The organism is Pseudomonas sp. IT-P12 (assembly GCF_949767465.1).
Lineage (GTDB): Bacteria > Pseudomonadota > Gammaproteobacteria > Pseudomonadales > Pseudomonadaceae > Aquipseudomonas.
This window is the reverse complement of the sequence record NZ_CATKPY010000021.1, coordinates 336,468-351,931: the sequence shown is the minus strand read 5'-3', so window position 1 is coordinate 351,931 and position 15,464 is coordinate 336,468. Positions and strand designations below refer to the sequence as shown.

The following is a 15,464-nucleotide window of genomic DNA, read 5'->3' as shown; positions in this document are numbered from 1 at the left end:
ACGCGTCAGTCACTCAACCGCTTAAATGAGAGGGATTTTCGATGTCGGTCACGCATGAGCATTTTGTCGACCTGTTGCGGCTGGGCAAGTCTTACGGCGAAACCCGTGCGTTGAGTGACCTGACCCTGCACATCAAGCGCGGCGAATTCCTGACCCTGCTCGGGCCATCCGGCTCCGGCAAAAGCACCACCCTGATGATGCTCGCCGGATTCGAGCAGCCCTCCGAAGGCCGCATCGAGCGCAACGGCCAGGACATCACCCACCTGCCAGCCGACCAGCGCGATTTCGGCGTGGTGTTCCAGGGCTATGCGCTGTTCCCGCACATGACCGTGGCGCAGAACATTGCGTACCCGCTCAAGGTGCGCAAAGTGCCCGCCGCGCAAATCACCGAGAAAGTCGGGCAGATGCTGGAAAGGGTTGGCCTGGAAGGCAAGGGCAATCGCGGCATCAAGCAGCTTTCCGGCGGCCAGCAGCAGCGCGTCGCGCTCGCCAGGGCGCTGGTGTTCGAACCATCGCTGTTGTTGCTCGACGAGCCGCTGTCCGCCCTTGACCGGCGCTTGCGCCAGGAGATGCAGGTCGAGTTGGCGCGCATGCACAAGGAGTTCGGCACCACTTTTGTGTTCGTCACCCACGACCAGGAAGAAGCGCTGGCGCTGTCGGATCGTGTCGCCGTGTTCAACCACGGCCGGCTGGAACAACTGGGCACGCCGCAGGAAGTCTACGAGCGTCCGGCCAGTCGGTTCGTGGCCAATTTCCTCGGGGATACCAACCTGCTCGGCGTGCAGGGTATCCGCCGCCAGGACGATACGCTGGTCTGCGATTATCAGGGCCGGCCGCTGGTGGTCACCCGTGGCGCCGACCCGGTGGCCGTCAGCAACACCGGCCAGCACTGGCTGGCGATCCGTCCCGAACATGTCGACCTGCAACCGTTCGCCCAGGCCGGCGGCGGCAACGGCGTGGTCGCCCGCATGGAAAAACTGACCTATCTGGGCACCCACGTCAGCCTGGATATGCGACTTGAGGATGCGCAACCGATGGCGCTGCGCATCCCGGTCGGTCACCCGATGTTGAACAGCCTGGAGCGCGGCCAAGCGTATTGGTGCTCCTGGTCACGGCAGCATGGCCACCTGATTTGTTCCTGACGACAAAACCAAGCAACACACCTAACAAGAAACTGGTTCGATCACCTGCCCACAACCTATTGCATGGGGTTTCTAGGATGAAAGACAAACAGCGCTTTATCGACGACACAATGGACATCGCCCGGGAAAAGCTCGAAGCCGGCACGCTCAGTCGTCGCAGTTTCAACCAGGCCTTGATGGTCGCGGCCGCCATGGCCGGGCTTGGCCCGCTGCGCAGTGCATTCGCCGCAGGCGGATCACTGGTGGTGTCCAATTGGGGCGGCGACGCAGTCCCCGCTTTCGAGAAGAGTTATCAGGGTTTCAACGCCGCCAGCGGCCTGCAGTTGAAGGTCGATGGCAGCGGGCCCACCGAGGGCGCGGTGAAAACCCAGGTCAACAGCGGCGCCGTGCGCTGGGACGTGTGCGACGGTGAAATGTATTCCTCGTACCGCCTGGGCAAGGAGGGCGTGCTGGCGCCGATCGATTACTCGATTGTCGACAAGTCGCTGATCGGCTATGGCGACATCCATGAATTCGGCCTGGCGAACTACACCTACAGCTACGTGATCGCCTTCGACGCCAAACGCTTTGGCAAGAACCCGCCAAAAAGCTGGGCGGATTTCTGGGACGTGAAGAAGTACCCCGGCAAACGCACGCTCTACAAATGGATGAGCGCCAACCTGGAGTGCGCCTTGCTGGCCGATGGTGTCGCGCCGGACAAGCTCTACCCGCTGGACGTCGACCGTGCCCTGCGCAAGATCGAAGAATTGATGCCGCACGTGGTCACGCACTGGTCCACCGGTGCCGAGTCGCAGCAACTGTTGCGCGATGGCGAGGCGAGCATGGGCCAGGTGTGGCACACCCGCGCCGAGCTGATCAAACACGACACCGGGGGTGCCATCGACTGGACGTTCGACAACGCCATCGTCGCGCCGTCGGTATGGATGGTGCCCAAGAACAACCCCGCCGGCGCGGCCAACGCCATGAAGTTCATCGCCTATGCGCTGCGCCCGGAGGTTCAGGCCAGGCTGATGGAGGTCTACAACATGGGGCCGGTGGATGCCAAGGCGAACGCCTTGCTCTCGCCCGAGTTGCAGCGCATCAACCCGACCGCGCCGGAAAACCTGAGCAGGCAGGTGTCGATGAACAACCTGTGGTACGCCGATCACTACGGTGAGACGCTCGAACGTTACCTGGCGCTGATTGGTGGCTGACATGCGACTCGGTTCCCAAGGTACGTTGCGCATCTACGCACTGCTGATCCTGCCGCTGCCGGTGATCATCCTCGTCGGCTACCTGCTGCCGACGCTGGGTGTGCTGGGCTGGAGCTTCAGCCTGCCGCAGCCTGGCGTGCAGCACTACGCGACCATCCTCGACAGCGCGACGATCCACACGATCATCTGGCGAACCCTGCGCATCTGTTTGTTGACGACGCTGATCAGCGTCGCCATTGCGTACCTGATTGCCTACCGCTGGCGTTTCGCCTCGGGACGGGGGCGGCAGTTCATCGAGTTGTTCGTGCTGTTGCCGTTCTGGTTGTCGATGTTGATTCGCGCGTTTGCCTGGCTGGTGTTGTTGCGCAACGACGGCCTGGTCAACCAGAGCCTGCTGACCTTGGGCATCGTCGACGAACCGTTGGCCCTGGTGCGCAACGAACTGGGCGCGCTGATCGGCATGGTGCATTTCATGGTGCCCTACGCCGTGCTGCCATTGCTGTCGTCCATGCGGCAGATCGACGACGGCTTGTTGCGTGCGGCGAGCAGCCTGGGCGCCGGTCGCTGGGCCATGCTCAAGGACGTGTTTTTCCCGCTCACCCTGCCGGGTGTGGCGGCAGCCTCGGCGACGGTGTTCGTGTTCAGCCTGGGCTGTTTCGTCACGCCAGCCCTGTTGGGCGGCGGCAAGGCCGCGATGCTGGCCGAGAGCATCTACATCCAGATGTTCCAGTTGTCCAACTGGGGCCTGGGCGCGGCACTGAGCATTGTCCTGATGTTGATGGTCGCGGTTTGCGCGGTGGTGTTCGGCAAGCTGGTGGGTTTTGGACGTTTGACCGGGAGGACCGCATGAGCACATTGCCTACGGTGAATCGGGCGGCGGCACAAACGCCGGCCGCCACTCGATTCAAGTTGCGTTTCGATGTCGCCCGGCTGCTGTCGTTCGCCGGTCTGTGGCTGGCGGCGGGATTCCTGCTGCTGCCGATCCTGGTCATCGTTCCGCTGTCGTTCGGCGATCAGCGCTACCTGGCTTTTCCGGACGGTGCCTGGTCGTCGCGCCACTACCTGGAACTGCTGAGCGACGGCTGGCTGAGTTCGATCCTGCAAAGCCTGGGGTTGGCGATTGTCGTGGGCGTGGTCAGTACCGCGCTGGCCTTCCTGTTCGCCACCGGCATCTGGCTGGAGCCGCGCTACCGTGTCGCGCTCACTGGCGTGGTGCTGTTGCCGATGATCGTGCCGCAGGTGGTGTCGGCCATGTCCATTTACTACCTGGGGGCCAGGGTCCAGCAACTCGACACCCTGCTGAGCGTGGGTTTCGGTCACCTGATGATGGCGCTGCCGTACTCGCTGATCGCCATGCTGGTGGCTTACAGCCGGCTCGACACCAGCTTGTACAAGGCCTCTCGCTCAATGGGCGCCGGGTTGTGGATGACCATCCGCCAGGTGCTGATGCCCAACGTGCGCGTGGGCATGGCCGGGAGTTTTTTCATGGCCTTCATCATGTCCTGGGAGGAAGTGGTGGTCACGCTGTTCACCAGCGGCCTCAACGTGATCACCGTGCCCAAGCGGATTTGGGATGGCTTGCGCTACAACCTGGACCCGGCCGTCGCCGCCGTCTCCACCCTGATGATTTTCATCACCCTGGTCGTGCTGTTGGTGCGTCTGTACCGGCACGGCAGGAACGCTGACACACCGGGTCGCTAGCCGACCTGCCTTACTGCGGTAAATCACCCGTCACCCGTGCACCTTTTCCCTAAGGAGGGATACCTCATGATGACTGCATTTCCCCTGCGCACTTATCGTCAACGCATCGACGCGGTCAAACGTCGAATGAGCGAGCGTGGTCTTGACGCGCTGGTGGTCAACTACCCGGACAACATCAACTACCTGACGGGCTTCGACAGCCTGGGTTTCCTCTGGTATCAGGCGCTGATCATTTCGCCCAAGCTGGCCAATCCGATCTTCCTGACCCGCACCAGCGAAGAGCCTTGCACCTATGAGTTGTCGAGCCTGGAAGAAGGGATTTTCTACGACATCGCCAAGCAGGACCCGCTGCGCATCGTCGCCGACTCGCTCGAAGGGCTGGGCCTGAGTCAGGGGCGTATCGGCCTGGAAATGCAGGCGTCGACCTTCAGTCCCCTGCAATACACCACCCTGCTGCGGCACATGCCGAACGCGCATTTCGAGGATGCTTCGGTGGTGGTGGCCGAAGAACGCCTGATCAAGACCGCCGAAGAAATCGAATACCAGCGCAGTGCCGCGCGCATGGCCGACTACGGCATGCGGGCGGCGTTCGAAGCGCTGCGTCCGGGCATGTCCGAAGTGGAAATTTCCGGCGTGGTGTCCAAGGCGCTGGGGGAGGCGGGCAGCGAGTACTCGGCGATCAGCCCGATGTGCGCGACCGGCCGCCGCAGCACCATGACCCACGCCATGCCGCACCGCATCACAATCAGCCCCGGCGACGTGGTGATTCTCGAGCATGCCGGCGTGTGCAATCGCTACCACGCGATCCTGATGCGCACGGCGGTCATCGGCAAACCGACGGCGCGGGTGCGTGAAGTCTCGACCCTGCTGACCGAAGCCTTCAACGCCGCCATCGAGGTGGCGAAGCCGGGCACGCCGGTCGGCGAGGCCAACCGCGTGTGCAACAAGATCCTCGATCGCATCGATCTGTCGCGCACCCGCGTGCACCGCATCGGCTACAGCCTTGGCCTGGCGTATCCGCCGACCTGGCTGGAGGCGATGATGGTCGACGAGGCGGACGATCATGTGTTTCAGCCGAACATGTCGTTCTCGATCGAACCGAACCTGTCGCTGTACTCCGAAGGTTTCGGCCTCAAGCTGGGGGACACGGTGCTGTGCGAAGCGGACGGTTCGCGCAGCCTGTCGGAAATTGCTCCCGAGCTGACGATCATCGACTGAGGAGTACTTCATGTCTGCATTGATGGACGTTTTCTGGCACGACGACGTGCTGCGCCACGACACCGGCTACGGGGTGTTCGAGGCACCGCCCAGCGAGCTGCTGGACACCCAGACCCAACACCCGGAAAGCAGCCCGCGGCTGGTGAACATGCGGGCCATTCTGCGCAATGGACCGGTGGCCGACCATCTGGCCTGGCACGCGGGCCGCCACGCCACGTGGCATGAAATCCTGCGTTTTCACACCGAGGCGTATCGCGACGACATCCAGCAAGCCGATCAGCACGGGCGGCGCTTCAGCAGCACCACGCTGATCAACGCTGGCGGCCTGGCCGGGCTGCTGGCCGCCGCCGGCACCAGTGTCGCGGCGCTTGAACAAACCCTGCGCGAGCATCGGCCGGCCATGGCCCTGGTGCGCCCGCCGGGCCACCATGCGGCGCCGGCGATGGCGGACGGTTACTGCTTTTTCAACAACGTGGCGGTGGCCGCGCGAGCGGCCCAGGCGGCGGGGATCGAGCGGGTGGCCATCGTCGACTGGGACGTGCACCACGGCAATGGCACTCAGGAGGGTTTCTACCAGGACCCCACGGTGCTCACCGTGTCGCTGCACATGGATCACGGCGCCTGGGGGCCGAGCCATCCGCAGACCGGGGGCGTCGAGGAGCGGGGCAGTGGCGAAGGGCTTGGCTGCAACCTGAACATCCCGTTGCCGATGGGTTCCGGGGACCTGACCTACGAACTGGCGTTCGAGCAGTTTGTGGAGCCGGCGCTGGCGGCGTTTGCTCCCCAGTTACTGATCATCGCCAATGGCCTGGACGCCTCGCAGTTCGACCCGAACGGCCGGCAGCTGTTGACCATGTACGGCTTCAATCGCCTGGCACAACGGGCCCGCCAGTTCGCCGACGCGCACTGTGAAGGGCGGCTGCTGATCGTTCAGGAAGGCGGCTACAACCCGGCCTACAGCGCTTACTGCCTGCACGCGGCGGCCCAGGGTTTCCTTGGTCAGGCGTCGACCTTGCCCGACCCGCTGGCGTACATGCCCGCGTTCGAGGAGCGCAGCCATGCGGATGTTGCCGCGCTGGGCCGGGCCCTGGAGGAGGTGGGTTGGGCGTTCTGAGCAGGGGGAGGCGCAGTTCGCTCGCGATGGTTGTCAGCGATGACGCTGGAAGCCTGGGGTTGCTGAGTGTTCTACGGTCTATCGCGAGCAGGTTGCGGCTGTATTCAGTTCCCTTGTGGGAGCGAGCCTGCTCGCGAGCGGACTAATAGCCGACAATGCTCTTGCTGGTGTACATATCCGTTGCTGCGGTCACGGCCACTTATGGTTTCGCCCTGACGGTCGAGTCCCTTTTGGCAAACGCCCCAAAAGGAACCAAAAGGTCTCGCCCCAAGCGTCCGGCCCCTCGCTTGGGCTCGGCGTTCCTTCGCTGCGGCATCCCTCCGGGGACATCGCCTCCGGTTGGCTTCGCTGCACCTGCATGCGATGGGTTCGACTGCGTCGAACGGCGCTGCGCGCCAATCCCCGGATGAACGCCTCCACTCAGCCTTCCGAAGGGGCGGGTGGATCAAAAGCAAAAGCAAAAGCAAACGCAAAAGCAAACGCAAAAGCAAACGCAAGATCAAGAGTGCAAGGCGAGCTAACGCTTGGCCTGGTGGTTGGGTGGGCTCTTCCTGTGGGAGCGAGCCTGCTCGCGAAGTGGTTGGAACATTCAATCGCCAGGGCACCGAGGCTTCGCTACAGCGCCATGATCGCGCGTGCAGCGATATCCGTCCCGCGGGTGGCCTGCATGGTCTGGCTGAACGAGGCCAGGCGTTGTTTCATCGATGGGTCGGCCAGCAGTTGTTCGAGGGCGGCAGGCAGGGCCGCCAACGGGTCGGCAAACCGTGGCAGGTAGCGTCCTACACCGACTTCCTCGGCGCGGGCGGCGTTGTCGTGGCCGTCCCAGCAGTAGGGGATGATCAACGACGGCAAGCCGAAGTACAGCGCCTCGCAAAAGCTGTTGTTGCCGCCGTGGTGGATGAACAGCTGGCATTCCTTGAGCACCGCCGGTTGTGGAAACCAGCTGTCCAGGTACACGTTGTCCGGAACCGTGGTGTACTCGTCGCGATAGGCTCCGACGTTGATCAGGAACCGGTAGGGCAGGTGTTCGATGGTGCCGATCAGGCGCTTGATCATACCGGTGTCGGCGGCCCCGAGGCTGCCGAAGCTGATGTAGATCAGCGGCGCGTCGTTGTGCCGGGGAAAGTCCGGAACGATGTAGGGTGCCTCACGCCGTACGCAGCCGTCGAGGTACACATAACGCTGCGGGTCCAGGGGCTGTTGCCGTGCATAACGCACCGGCGTCGGCGACAGCAACAGGTTGAGCCACGGCGAGTCGCCGAGGAACTGGCCGGGCGGGCAGGGCGCTGTGCCGTTGCTGGCGAGGAACTGCGAAAAGCGTTCATGGGCCGGCATGACCGCCCGACGGTAATGCTCGGCGAAGGTTTCCCGGCCTTGGCCGTCGCTGGCCAGGCATCCCGACAGGTAGGGCGGCACGGCGGCGTCCGGCAGTTCGGTTTCGGCGCAGGAAACCATGCGCACCCAAGGGCATCCCGCGTTGGCGATGGCGGGGAACATGACCACGTTGTCGAGCACGATGACGTCTGGCTTGAGGCGGCCCAACAGTTGCTGCAGCGGTTTTTCCGCCTCGATGGCGGTGTCGATGATCGCTTCCCAGGCCGGCGCCACGTAGCTGTCGATCTGCGCCAGCGGGGTCTGGTCGAAATAGGGGATGTTGCGCTCGATGAAGCGTTCCCAGTAGTGCTGGTGCTCCGCTGCCGACAGCGGGCTGACTTGCGGTATCGGGTATTCGTCGAAACCGTATTCGGCGAACAGGCCCTGGAAATGTTCGTGGCAGATAAAGACCGGTTTTGCCCCCAGCTCACGCAGTGACTGGGCGATACCAATGCAGTTCAGCGCCGCGCCGAAACTGGCTTCCGGAAACAGGGCGATCAGTTTTTGTGGGTGCATGGCAAAAGAATCCGTGGCGGGTAAAGCCCGCCGTGCCTGAGATGACTGGATGCTGTCTTATTTTATAAAAAAAATCATCCTGTTTTTTTAGTGCTTCAGCGACGCCCGAACAATTGGCTCTGCGGAATCCCGCGATTGGCCGTTTGCGGCCGCTGGGCGGCGCTCAGGCGCAGGTGCAGGCGCAGCAGGTCGGCGGCGATTTCCAGTTGCCCGCGCTCGATGTGCGCAATGATCTGCAGGTGTTCGCGCAACGCCTCCTGCAGACGGTGCACGCTGACCGTCGGCAGCAGGTTCGGCAGGCGCCGCAGGCTCTGGTGCTGGAGCAGGGCGTCGCCGATGAAGCGGTTGCCGCAGCTCTGGCCAATCAGCTCGTGGAAGCTGATGTCCAGCTCGCGAAACTGCTGGATGTCGAAGTGTTCGACCGGGCTGGCGAGCAGGGTCTGCATGGCGCTGCGCAGCAGGGCCAGACGTTGCGGGTCGGCATTGAAGTGAGGGCTGAGCAACGCTTCGGGCTCGAGGATCAGGCGGTATTTGAGGCTTTCCTCAAGGGCGGCCAGGCTGTTCAGCGATGGGCGAAACAGCCACGACTGGCCGGGCCCGCGCTCGATGGCCTGGCTTTCGCTGAGTTGCTGCAGGGCTTTTTGCGCGGCAGGTCGGCCGATGCTGTAACGACGCATCAATTCGCTGATGCTGATGCTGTCGCCGAGGCGCCCGGCCATGCGGTCGCGCAGCACCGAGGTCGCCAGCTCTTCTTCCTCGGCCTGCGGCAGCGCAGCGTTGAAGGCCTGGCCGGCCGGCGCGGCGAGCAGGCGATAGCCCTTGCCGGCTTCATGGCTGAGCAGGTTTTCCTCCAGCAGCACTTTCAGGGCGCCTCGGATCAATGTGCGCGACACCTGGAACGTGCGCGCCAGTGCCTGCTCGGCCACCGGGTCGCCGGCCACCAGTCCGCTTTCCTGGGTGTGCTCCAGAATTCGTCGGGCCAGTTCCAGGTGGTTGGTGCGAGGTTTTTTTTCGACTGTTGTGCTCAAGCGTCTGATCTCTATTTGGGCGCTTCGGACTCAGGTGCTCATCTTATGTCATGCACCGCTCGAGCGTCAGGCCGGAAAAAAGCGTTGACATCTTTCCATGCTGGTCCTAATTTCTAAAAAAAAACATATGCAATCGTTTCTCTGTTTGCCGTACTGCCTTCGAACACAAAAAAAATCAATCGTCGGGTGAGTATTATGAGAAAGCTGAAAGGCCTTATGTGTCTGGGATTGAGCGTTTCCCTGGCGATCGCTGCACAAACCGCTAACGCCAAGGACATGGTGATTTCCATCTGGGACGGCTACATGGCCCCGGAGGCGCTGGACAAGTTCAAGGCGGCCAGCGGCGTCGACGTCGACAAGGCGTTGCATGCGACCAACGAAGAGATCATGGGCAAGCTCATGGCATCTGGCGGTGAAGGCTATGACGTGGTGTTCGTCTCTTCTCCGTTCGCCGAAGTCCTGCACAAGCAGGGGCTGCTGGCGGATATCGATCCGGTCAAAGTTCCCAACCTGAAAAACCTCTACCCCGAAGCGACCCAGCTGGAATATGACCCGGGCAACCATTTCTCGGTGCCGTACACCTGGGGCACGACCGGGATCTGCTACCGTTCCGACAAGGTCACGCCGGCACCGGTGAGCTGGAACGAATTGCTCAACCCGAGCGATGCGCTCAAGGGCAAGGTGACGATGCTCGCCACCGACCGCTGGATGCTCGGCGCCGGGTTCCTGGCCAAGGGCTGGTCGGTCAACGACAGCGATCCCAAACAGATCGCCGCCGTCCGCGACCAGTTGATCGCCACCAAGAAACGCATCCTCGCCTTCGACGACACCACCTTCTACTCCAAGCTCGCTTCCGGCGAGTCGCTGATGGCGCACGCCTGGGATGGCTGGTGCAACTACGGCACCCAGGCCAATGCGGCGATCAAGTTCGTGGTGCCCAAGGAAGGTTCCGACCTGTGGGTCGACACCATGGTCGTGCTCAAGAGCTCCAAGCACCAGGAGCAGGCGTTGCAGTTCATCAACTTCATGCTCGCCAAGGAAAACCACGTCTGGGTCGCGGAAAACATCCTCTACAAAATCCCCAACCAGGCTGCAATGGCCGGTTTGTCCGCTGACCTGCTCAAGCAATATCCCAACCTCACGATCGCCCCGAGCGAGCTGTTGAAGATGGAGCAATTGCGCGATCTGGGCGGCACCACGCAAAAAGCCTACACCCGGGCTGTCACCGAAATCATGGCGGCGCAGAACTGAGCCTCGCATCACGCAGGCCGCATTGATCACGAGGCATGCCCTGCATGCCTCGCCACGCTCGCAAGCCGCCTCCGTTCCGGGGCGGGAGGATATGGGTAATGAGTGCTTTGCATGCTGACAGGCGGCTGTCGGCCTGGCTTCTTGCGCCCGGCTTTGGCTGGTTGCTGATCTTTCTGGTGGTGCCGTGCGTGCTGGTGCTGGTCTACAGCTTCGTCGAGCGCGGCGCCTACGGCGGGATCGACTGGCTGTTCACCTGGGAAAACTACCAGCGCGCGTTCGATCCGCTGTACCTCGGTATTTTGCTCAAGTCGGCGAAAATCGCCGGGCTGGCGACGCTGTTCGCGGTGCTGATCGGCTACCCGGCCGCCTACGCCATTGCCCGTGCGCCTCGGCGTCATCAGGCGGTGTTCCTGTTTCTGGTGATGCTGCCGTTCTGGAGCAACTACCTGATCCGCACCTATGCCTGGATCGTCCTGCTCAATCGCGAAGGCCTGATCAACCGCACGCTGCAGCTGTTCGGCTACAGCGGCGATCCGATCAACCTGCTGTACACCGAAGCGTCGGTGGTGCTGGGGCTGGTCTACAACTACATCCCGTTTGTGATCCTGGCGATTTTCTCCTCGCTGTCGCGCATCAACAACGAACTGTGGGACGCGTCGAAAGACCTCGGGGCCTCGGGCTGGATGACCTTCCGCCGCATCATCCTGCCGCTGAGCGTGCCCGGTGTCGCGGCCGGCGCGGTGTTTGTCTTCGTCCTGAGCATCGGCAACTTCATCACCGCCGACCTGTTGGGCGGCAAGCAGGTGCAGATGGTCGGCAACCTGATCTATTCGCAGTTCCTCACCGCGCGGGACTGGCCGTTCGGCGCGGCACTGAGTTTCTTCCTGATCGCGATCATGCTGATCCTGTTGTTCGTCCAGGCCCTGGTGGCCCGCCGTGCAGAAGGGGGCCGGGCATGAGTCAGTCTCGTTCCATAAGCGGCACCGCCCTCAATACGCACCTGTGGCTGGTGTACGCCTTCCTGTATGTGCCGATCCTGGTGCTGATCCTGCTGTCGTTCAACAAGTCCGGCCTGCCGACCGCCTGGGGCGGCGTGTCGTTGAAATGGTACGTGGCGCTGGCCCACAACTCGGCGATCCTGTCGGCGGCCCTCAACACCCTGATCGTGGCGCTGGCGGCGACCTTCATTGCCTGCGTGCTGGGTACGTTCCTGGCGCTGGGCATCGAGTTGCGCCGCAAGGGCAATGACAAGGGGCAGGTGGTGGACACGTTGCTGATGGCGCCGATGATCATCCCCGACATCGTCCTGGCGATTGCGCTGCTGAGTTTCTTCAACCTGCTCAAGGTCGGGTTGGGCCTGCACTCGATCATCATCAGCCACGCCGTGTTCAACATCGCCTTCGTCTGCGCGGTGGTGCGCACGCGGCTCAAGCACTTCGACTACTCGATTCTCGAGGCCTCGATCGACCTGGGGGCGAGCGCGTTCACCACGTTTCGTCGAGTCCTGCTGCCGGCGATTTTCCCCGGTGTGCTCGCGGGCGGGTTGCTCTCGTTCACCCTGTCGGTGGACGAATTCATCATCGCGTTTTTCAACTCCGGTTCCGGTCAGGCCTCGACCACGTTGCCGATGCAGATCTACGCCATGATCCGTTTCGGCGTCACCCCGGAAATCAATGCCCTGGCGACGCTGGTGATGCTGGTCAGCATCACCGCGCTGCTGGCTTCGCAGCGTCTCAACAAGGCTCCTCGCACCCATGAATAACTCATCTGCGGTACTGATCCTGGACAAGGTCAGCAAGTCTTATGGCAACGGCCTGGCGGTCAACGAGGTGTCGCTGAACATCCGCGAGAACGAATTTTTCGCGCTGCTGGGACCGTCCGGTTGCGGCAAGACCACCTTGCTGCGCATGCTCGCCGGTTTCGAAACCCCCAGCGCCGGTTGCATCTACCTGGACGGCAAGGACATTTCGCCACTGCCGGCCAACAAGCGTCCGCTGAACCTGATGTTCCAGTCCTACGCGCTGTTTCCCAACATGACCGTGCGCAAGAACATTGCCTATGGACTGGAGATGGAACGCCTGCCGGAGGCGGACATCCGTCGCCGGGTCGATGAAGTGCTGAGCACCGCGCAACTCGGCGAACTGGCCGAGCGCAAGCCCGATCAGCTTTCCGGTGGCCAGCGCCAGCGCGTCGCCCTGGCGCGGGCACTGGTCAAGCGTCCGCGGGTGTTGCTGCTGGACGAGCCGCTGGGTGCACTGGACAAAAAGCTGCGGGAAAAGATGCAGCTGGAACTCAAGCGCCTGCAACTCGAGAGCGGCATCACCTTCATCATCGTCACCCACGACCAGGAAGAAGCCCTGGTGATGTCGGACCGCATGGCGGTGCTCGACGGCGGCAAGGTCTGCCAGTGCGGCAGCCCCACCGAGCTGTACGAAAACCCCAACAGCCGCTTCGTTGCCAACTTCATCGGCGTCAGCAATCTGCTGGAAGGCGTGCGCTCCGGGCAGCACAGCGTGCGCGTCAATGGCCAGGAATTGGCCGTCGAGACCGACGCGCCGCTGGTGCCGGGGCAACCGGTGGCCGTGGTGGTGCGTCCCGAGCGCCTGCAGGTGCTGGGTGAAGGGGAGGTGTGTGCCAACCAGGTGAGCGGTCACATCGTCGAAATCGCCTATCACGGCCTCGACACCAACCTGCACGTGCAGACCGGGTTCAGCGACAAGCCGTTGATCGTCCGGGTGCCGTCCTCGCAATTCGAATTCGCCCATTTTGCTATCGGAATGAGCGTCCGGCTCGGCTGGCAGGCTCGCCATGCCCGTGTGTTGACGCGCTGACAAATAAAAAAAGACCAGGCAGGAGAACCGCTCGATGAAACAGAAAGTGATCGCCTTCTTTCCGGAAGCCGCTTATGGCCCGGCGCTGAACTCAGTCGGTATCGCCCAGGCGTGCGAAGCCCTCGGCCACAAGGCGGTGTTCCTCACCGACCCGGGCATGAGCGGCGTGTATGCCGGCTACGGTTTTGAAGAACACATGGTCAACATGTCGGCGCCGATGCCCGCCGAGGAAATGGCCCGTTACTGGGTCGACTTCATCAACGGCCATATTCCCAATTTTCGCAAATCGCCCCTGGATCAGATCGACAACTACGTGAAGGAGTGCTGGGCCGCCATCGTCGACACGGCTAAATGGGCGCAGAAGGATCTGCCGGCGGTGCTGGACAAGGTCAAGCCGGACCTGATCTGCGTCGACAACGTAATCCTGTTCCCGGCCATCAAGCAGTACGGCAAGCCGTGGGTGCGGATCATTTCCTGCTCGGAAAACGAGATCGAAGACCCGGACATCCCGCCGCACCTTTCGGGCATGAGCGTCGACGACAAGGCCGGACACGCCCGTTTCCGCCAGCGCTTCGAAGAAGTGGTCGGGCCGATCCACGAAGACTTCAACCAGTTCCTGCAAGCCCATGGCGAACAACCGTACCCGCTGGGGACGTTCTTCGAAGCCTCGCCGTACATGAACCTGCTGCTGTACCCGGACGCGGTCAAGTTCGAACGCCGTCACCCGTTGCCGCCCGAGCGTTTCCACTACCTGCAGGGCTGCGTGCGCAGCGACACCACTTATGAAATTCCCCAGTTCCGCGCCAACAACGACAAGCCGCTGTTGTACGTCAGTTTCGGCAGCCTCGGTTCCGGCGACGTCGACCTGTTGCAGCGCCTGATCCGCGCTGTCGGTCAGTTGCCTTACCGTGCGTTGTTCAACGTCGGCGAGCACCTCGACGAGTATCCGGACCTGCCCGACAACGTGCAGATCTCCAACTGGTTCCCGCAACCGTCGGTGATTGCCCAGGTCGATGCGGTGATCCACCACGGCGGCAACAACAGTTTTACCGAATGCCTGTTTTTCGGTAAGCCGGCGATCGTCATGTCCTACGTCTGGGACGGTCACGACAACGCCATGCGCGCTGAGGAAAGCGGCCACGGTTTCAAACTCGATCGCTACGAGTGGAGCGAAGCGCAGCTGGCGGAAAAACTCGCCGCCTGCCTCAACGATCAGGCGATGCGCCAACGCCTGCAGCGCACCAGCGCACAGATGCAATCACGCAAGGGTCCCGCCGATGCGGCGGCCATTCTCGACAAGGTACTCAACGATGCCTGATGCAAACACCACGGCGGGAATCACGCCGTACCTCGAAGCCGTCAGCACCCGCACCGACCTGGTGGACTGGGGCGTGCAGAGCGATGCCGTCGAAGGTGTCTCGCACTCCAGTGGCCGCCTGCTGTTCAAGGGGCCGAACAATAGCCCCGAAACCGGACTCTGGGTGTGCACGCCGGGGCGCTGGCGCCTGTCGATTCCCCGTGACGAGCTGTGTCACTTCCTCGAAGGCGATGCCACCTATCGCCACGACAACGGTGAAGTGATCGAGATCCGTCCCAATACCCTGGTGCTGTTCCCGGCCGGCTGGACCGGCGAGTGCCACGTGAGGCAAACCCTGCGCAACGTTTACATGCTGGCCTGAACCTCGATACCGGCAGGTGCGAGCACGCTCGCTCCTGCAGACAACCTGATTTTTTTGGAGAATAACCATGACCACCCCGTTCCTGTACAACCCGCTGCAAATCACCGACGTCAAGGACTGGGGCGTGATCCCGACCATGCTGGAAGGCGAATCCCGTGTCTCTGGCGTCGTCCTGCACAAGGGGCCCGAAGGCCAGTCCGAGTGCGGCGTGTGGATCTGCACCCCGGGCAAATGGTTCTGTCACGTCACCAGCGACGAGTTCTGCCACTTCCTGGAAGGCCGCTGCACGTACGTCCATGAGTCCGGCGAAGTGATCGAAATCAAGCCCGACACCGCAGCCTTTTTCCGCAAGGACTGGAAAGGCGTGTGCACCGTTCATGAGACGGTGAAAAAGGTCTACATGATCCGGTGATTGCC

General features: G+C 62.5%; 15 protein-coding genes. 13 read left to right on the top strand and 2 right to left on the bottom strand.

Annotated features, from left to right (window positions below):
* Positions 1–41: 41 nt before the first annotated feature.
* The 6 genes from ACM6IM_RS10600 to ACM6IM_RS10575 all read left to right on the top strand — a co-directional run bounded on the left by ACM6IM_RS10600 (position 42) and on the right by ACM6IM_RS10575 (position 6,368).
* Positions 42–1,142: an ABC transporter ATP-binding protein gene (locus ACM6IM_RS10600; protein WP_414865093.1), complete on the top strand. Its 1,101-nt coding sequence runs from the start codon at positions 42–44 to the stop codon at positions 1,140–1,142.
* 77 nt (positions 1,143–1,219) lie between these two features.
* The gene (locus ACM6IM_RS10595) at positions 1,220–2,335 is read left to right on the top strand and encodes an ABC transporter substrate-binding protein (protein ID WP_192301670.1); all 1,116 of its coding nucleotides are present in this window, start codon (positions 1,220–1,222) and stop codon (positions 2,333–2,335) included.
* A 1-nt stretch (position 2,336) separates the two neighbouring features.
* Entirely contained in the window at positions 2,337–3,185 is an 849-nt protein-coding gene (locus ACM6IM_RS10590; RefSeq protein WP_192301669.1) for an ABC transporter permease, read from the top strand.
* On the top strand, positions 3,182–4,036 hold the full coding sequence (locus ACM6IM_RS10585; RefSeq protein ID WP_414865092.1) for an ABC transporter permease: 855 nt from the start codon (positions 3,182–3,184) through the stop codon (positions 4,034–4,036). The genes ACM6IM_RS10590 and ACM6IM_RS10585 overlap by 4 nt, the downstream gene beginning before the upstream one ends.
* 66 nt (positions 4,037–4,102) lie before the next feature.
* Positions 4,103–5,254, top strand: a complete 1,152-nt coding sequence (locus ACM6IM_RS10580) for a M24 family metallopeptidase (RefSeq protein ID WP_192301667.1) — start codon at positions 4,103–4,105, stop codon at positions 5,252–5,254.
* Between the two features lie 10 nt (positions 5,255–5,264).
* Positions 5,265–6,368 carry a hypothetical protein gene (locus ACM6IM_RS10575; protein WP_414865091.1) on the top strand — a complete coding sequence of 368 codons (1,104 nt, stop codon included), beginning with the start codon at positions 5,265–5,267 and terminating at the stop codon, positions 6,366–6,368.
* A gap of 615 nt (positions 6,369–6,983) precedes the next feature.
* On the opposite strand, the gene ACM6IM_RS10570 is transcribed toward ACM6IM_RS10575, so the two are convergent.
* Together ACM6IM_RS10570 and ACM6IM_RS10565 are read right to left on the bottom strand one after the other, a co-directional pair.
* Entirely contained in the window at positions 6,984–8,258 is a 1,275-nt protein-coding gene (locus ACM6IM_RS10570; RefSeq protein ID WP_192301666.1) for a nucleotide disphospho-sugar-binding domain-containing protein, read from the bottom strand.
* A 95-nt stretch (positions 8,259–8,353) separates the two neighbouring features.
* The gene (locus ACM6IM_RS10565; protein WP_201189168.1) at positions 8,354–9,286 is read right to left on the bottom strand and encodes a GntR family transcriptional regulator; all 933 of its coding nucleotides are present in this window, start codon (positions 9,284–9,286) and stop codon (positions 8,354–8,356) included.
* A 195-nt stretch (positions 9,287–9,481) separates the two neighbouring features.
* Here ACM6IM_RS10565 and ACM6IM_RS10560 point away from each other — a divergent pair, with 195 nt between their 5' ends.
* The 7 genes from ACM6IM_RS10560 (at position 9,482) to ACM6IM_RS10530 (ending at position 15,459) form a co-directional block, all read left to right on the top strand.
* Positions 9,482–10,537, top strand: a complete 1,056-nt coding sequence (locus tag ACM6IM_RS10560; protein ID WP_192301664.1) for a spermidine/putrescine ABC transporter substrate-binding protein — start codon at positions 9,482–9,484, stop codon at positions 10,535–10,537.
* Between the two features lie 98 nt (positions 10,538–10,635).
* Positions 10,636–11,496, top strand: coding sequence for an ABC transporter permease (locus ACM6IM_RS10555; protein ID WP_192301663.1), 861 nt, complete (start codon positions 10,636–10,638; stop codon positions 11,494–11,496).
* Positions 11,493–12,299: an ABC transporter permease gene (locus ACM6IM_RS10550; RefSeq protein WP_192301662.1), complete on the top strand. Its 807-nt coding sequence runs from the start codon at positions 11,493–11,495 to the stop codon at positions 12,297–12,299. The genes ACM6IM_RS10555 and ACM6IM_RS10550 overlap by 4 nt, the downstream gene beginning before the upstream one ends.
* Positions 12,292–13,368, top strand: a complete 1,077-nt coding sequence (locus ACM6IM_RS10545; RefSeq protein WP_414865090.1) for an ABC transporter ATP-binding protein — start codon at positions 12,292–12,294, stop codon at positions 13,366–13,368. The genes ACM6IM_RS10550 and ACM6IM_RS10545 overlap by 8 nt, the downstream gene beginning before the upstream one ends.
* Before the next feature lie 34 nt (positions 13,369–13,402).
* Positions 13,403–14,686 carry a nucleotide disphospho-sugar-binding domain-containing protein gene (locus tag ACM6IM_RS10540; protein WP_192301660.1) on the top strand — a complete coding sequence of 428 codons (1,284 nt, stop codon included), beginning with the start codon at positions 13,403–13,405 and terminating at the stop codon, positions 14,684–14,686.
* Positions 14,679–15,047, top strand: a complete 369-nt coding sequence (locus ACM6IM_RS10535) for a cupin domain-containing protein (protein WP_201189164.1) — start codon at positions 14,679–14,681, stop codon at positions 15,045–15,047. The genes ACM6IM_RS10540 and ACM6IM_RS10535 overlap by 8 nt, the downstream gene beginning before the upstream one ends.
* A gap of 67 nt (positions 15,048–15,114) precedes the next feature.
* Positions 15,115–15,459, top strand: a complete 345-nt coding sequence (locus tag ACM6IM_RS10530) for a cupin domain-containing protein (RefSeq protein ID WP_192301658.1) — start codon at positions 15,115–15,117, stop codon at positions 15,457–15,459.
* Positions 15,460–15,464: the final 5 nt, after the last annotated feature.

What these genes read in the sequence shown, in the direction of transcription:
- ACM6IM_RS10600 (WP_414865093.1), top strand. Translation starts at nt 42, where the DNA reads ATGTCGGTCACGCATGAGCATTTTGTCGACCTGTTGCGGCTGGGCAAG.
- ACM6IM_RS10595 (WP_192301670.1), top strand. Translation starts at nt 1,220, where the DNA reads ATGAAAGACAAACAGCGCTTTATCGACGACACAATGGACATCGCCCGG.
- ACM6IM_RS10590 (WP_192301669.1), top strand. Translation starts at nt 2,337, where the DNA reads ATGCGACTCGGTTCCCAAGGTACGTTGCGCATCTACGCACTGCTGATC.
- ACM6IM_RS10585 (WP_414865092.1), top strand. Translation starts at nt 3,182, where the DNA reads ATGAGCACATTGCCTACGGTGAATCGGGCGGCGGCACAAACGCCGGCC.
- ACM6IM_RS10580 (WP_192301667.1), top strand. Translation starts at nt 4,103, where the DNA reads ATGATGACTGCATTTCCCCTGCGCACTTATCGTCAACGCATCGACGCG.
- ACM6IM_RS10575 (WP_414865091.1), top strand. Translation starts at nt 5,265, where the DNA reads ATGTCTGCATTGATGGACGTTTTCTGGCACGACGACGTGCTGCGCCAC.
- ACM6IM_RS10570 (WP_192301666.1), bottom strand. Translation starts at nt 8,258, where the DNA reads ATGCACCCACAAAAACTGATCGCCCTGTTTCCGGAAGCCAGTTTCGGC.
- ACM6IM_RS10560 (WP_192301664.1), top strand. Translation starts at nt 9,482, where the DNA reads ATGAGAAAGCTGAAAGGCCTTATGTGTCTGGGATTGAGCGTTTCCCTG.
- ACM6IM_RS10555 (WP_192301663.1), top strand. Translation starts at nt 10,636, where the DNA reads ATGAGTGCTTTGCATGCTGACAGGCGGCTGTCGGCCTGGCTTCTTGCG.
- ACM6IM_RS10550 (WP_192301662.1), top strand. Translation starts at nt 11,493, where the DNA reads ATGAGTCAGTCTCGTTCCATAAGCGGCACCGCCCTCAATACGCACCTG.
- ACM6IM_RS10545 (WP_414865090.1), top strand. Translation starts at nt 12,292, where the DNA reads ATGAATAACTCATCTGCGGTACTGATCCTGGACAAGGTCAGCAAGTCT.
- ACM6IM_RS10540 (WP_192301660.1), top strand. Translation starts at nt 13,403, where the DNA reads ATGAAACAGAAAGTGATCGCCTTCTTTCCGGAAGCCGCTTATGGCCCG.
- ACM6IM_RS10535 (WP_201189164.1), top strand. Translation starts at nt 14,679, where the DNA reads ATGCCTGATGCAAACACCACGGCGGGAATCACGCCGTACCTCGAAGCC.
- ACM6IM_RS10530 (WP_192301658.1), top strand. Translation starts at nt 15,115, where the DNA reads ATGACCACCCCGTTCCTGTACAACCCGCTGCAAATCACCGACGTCAAG.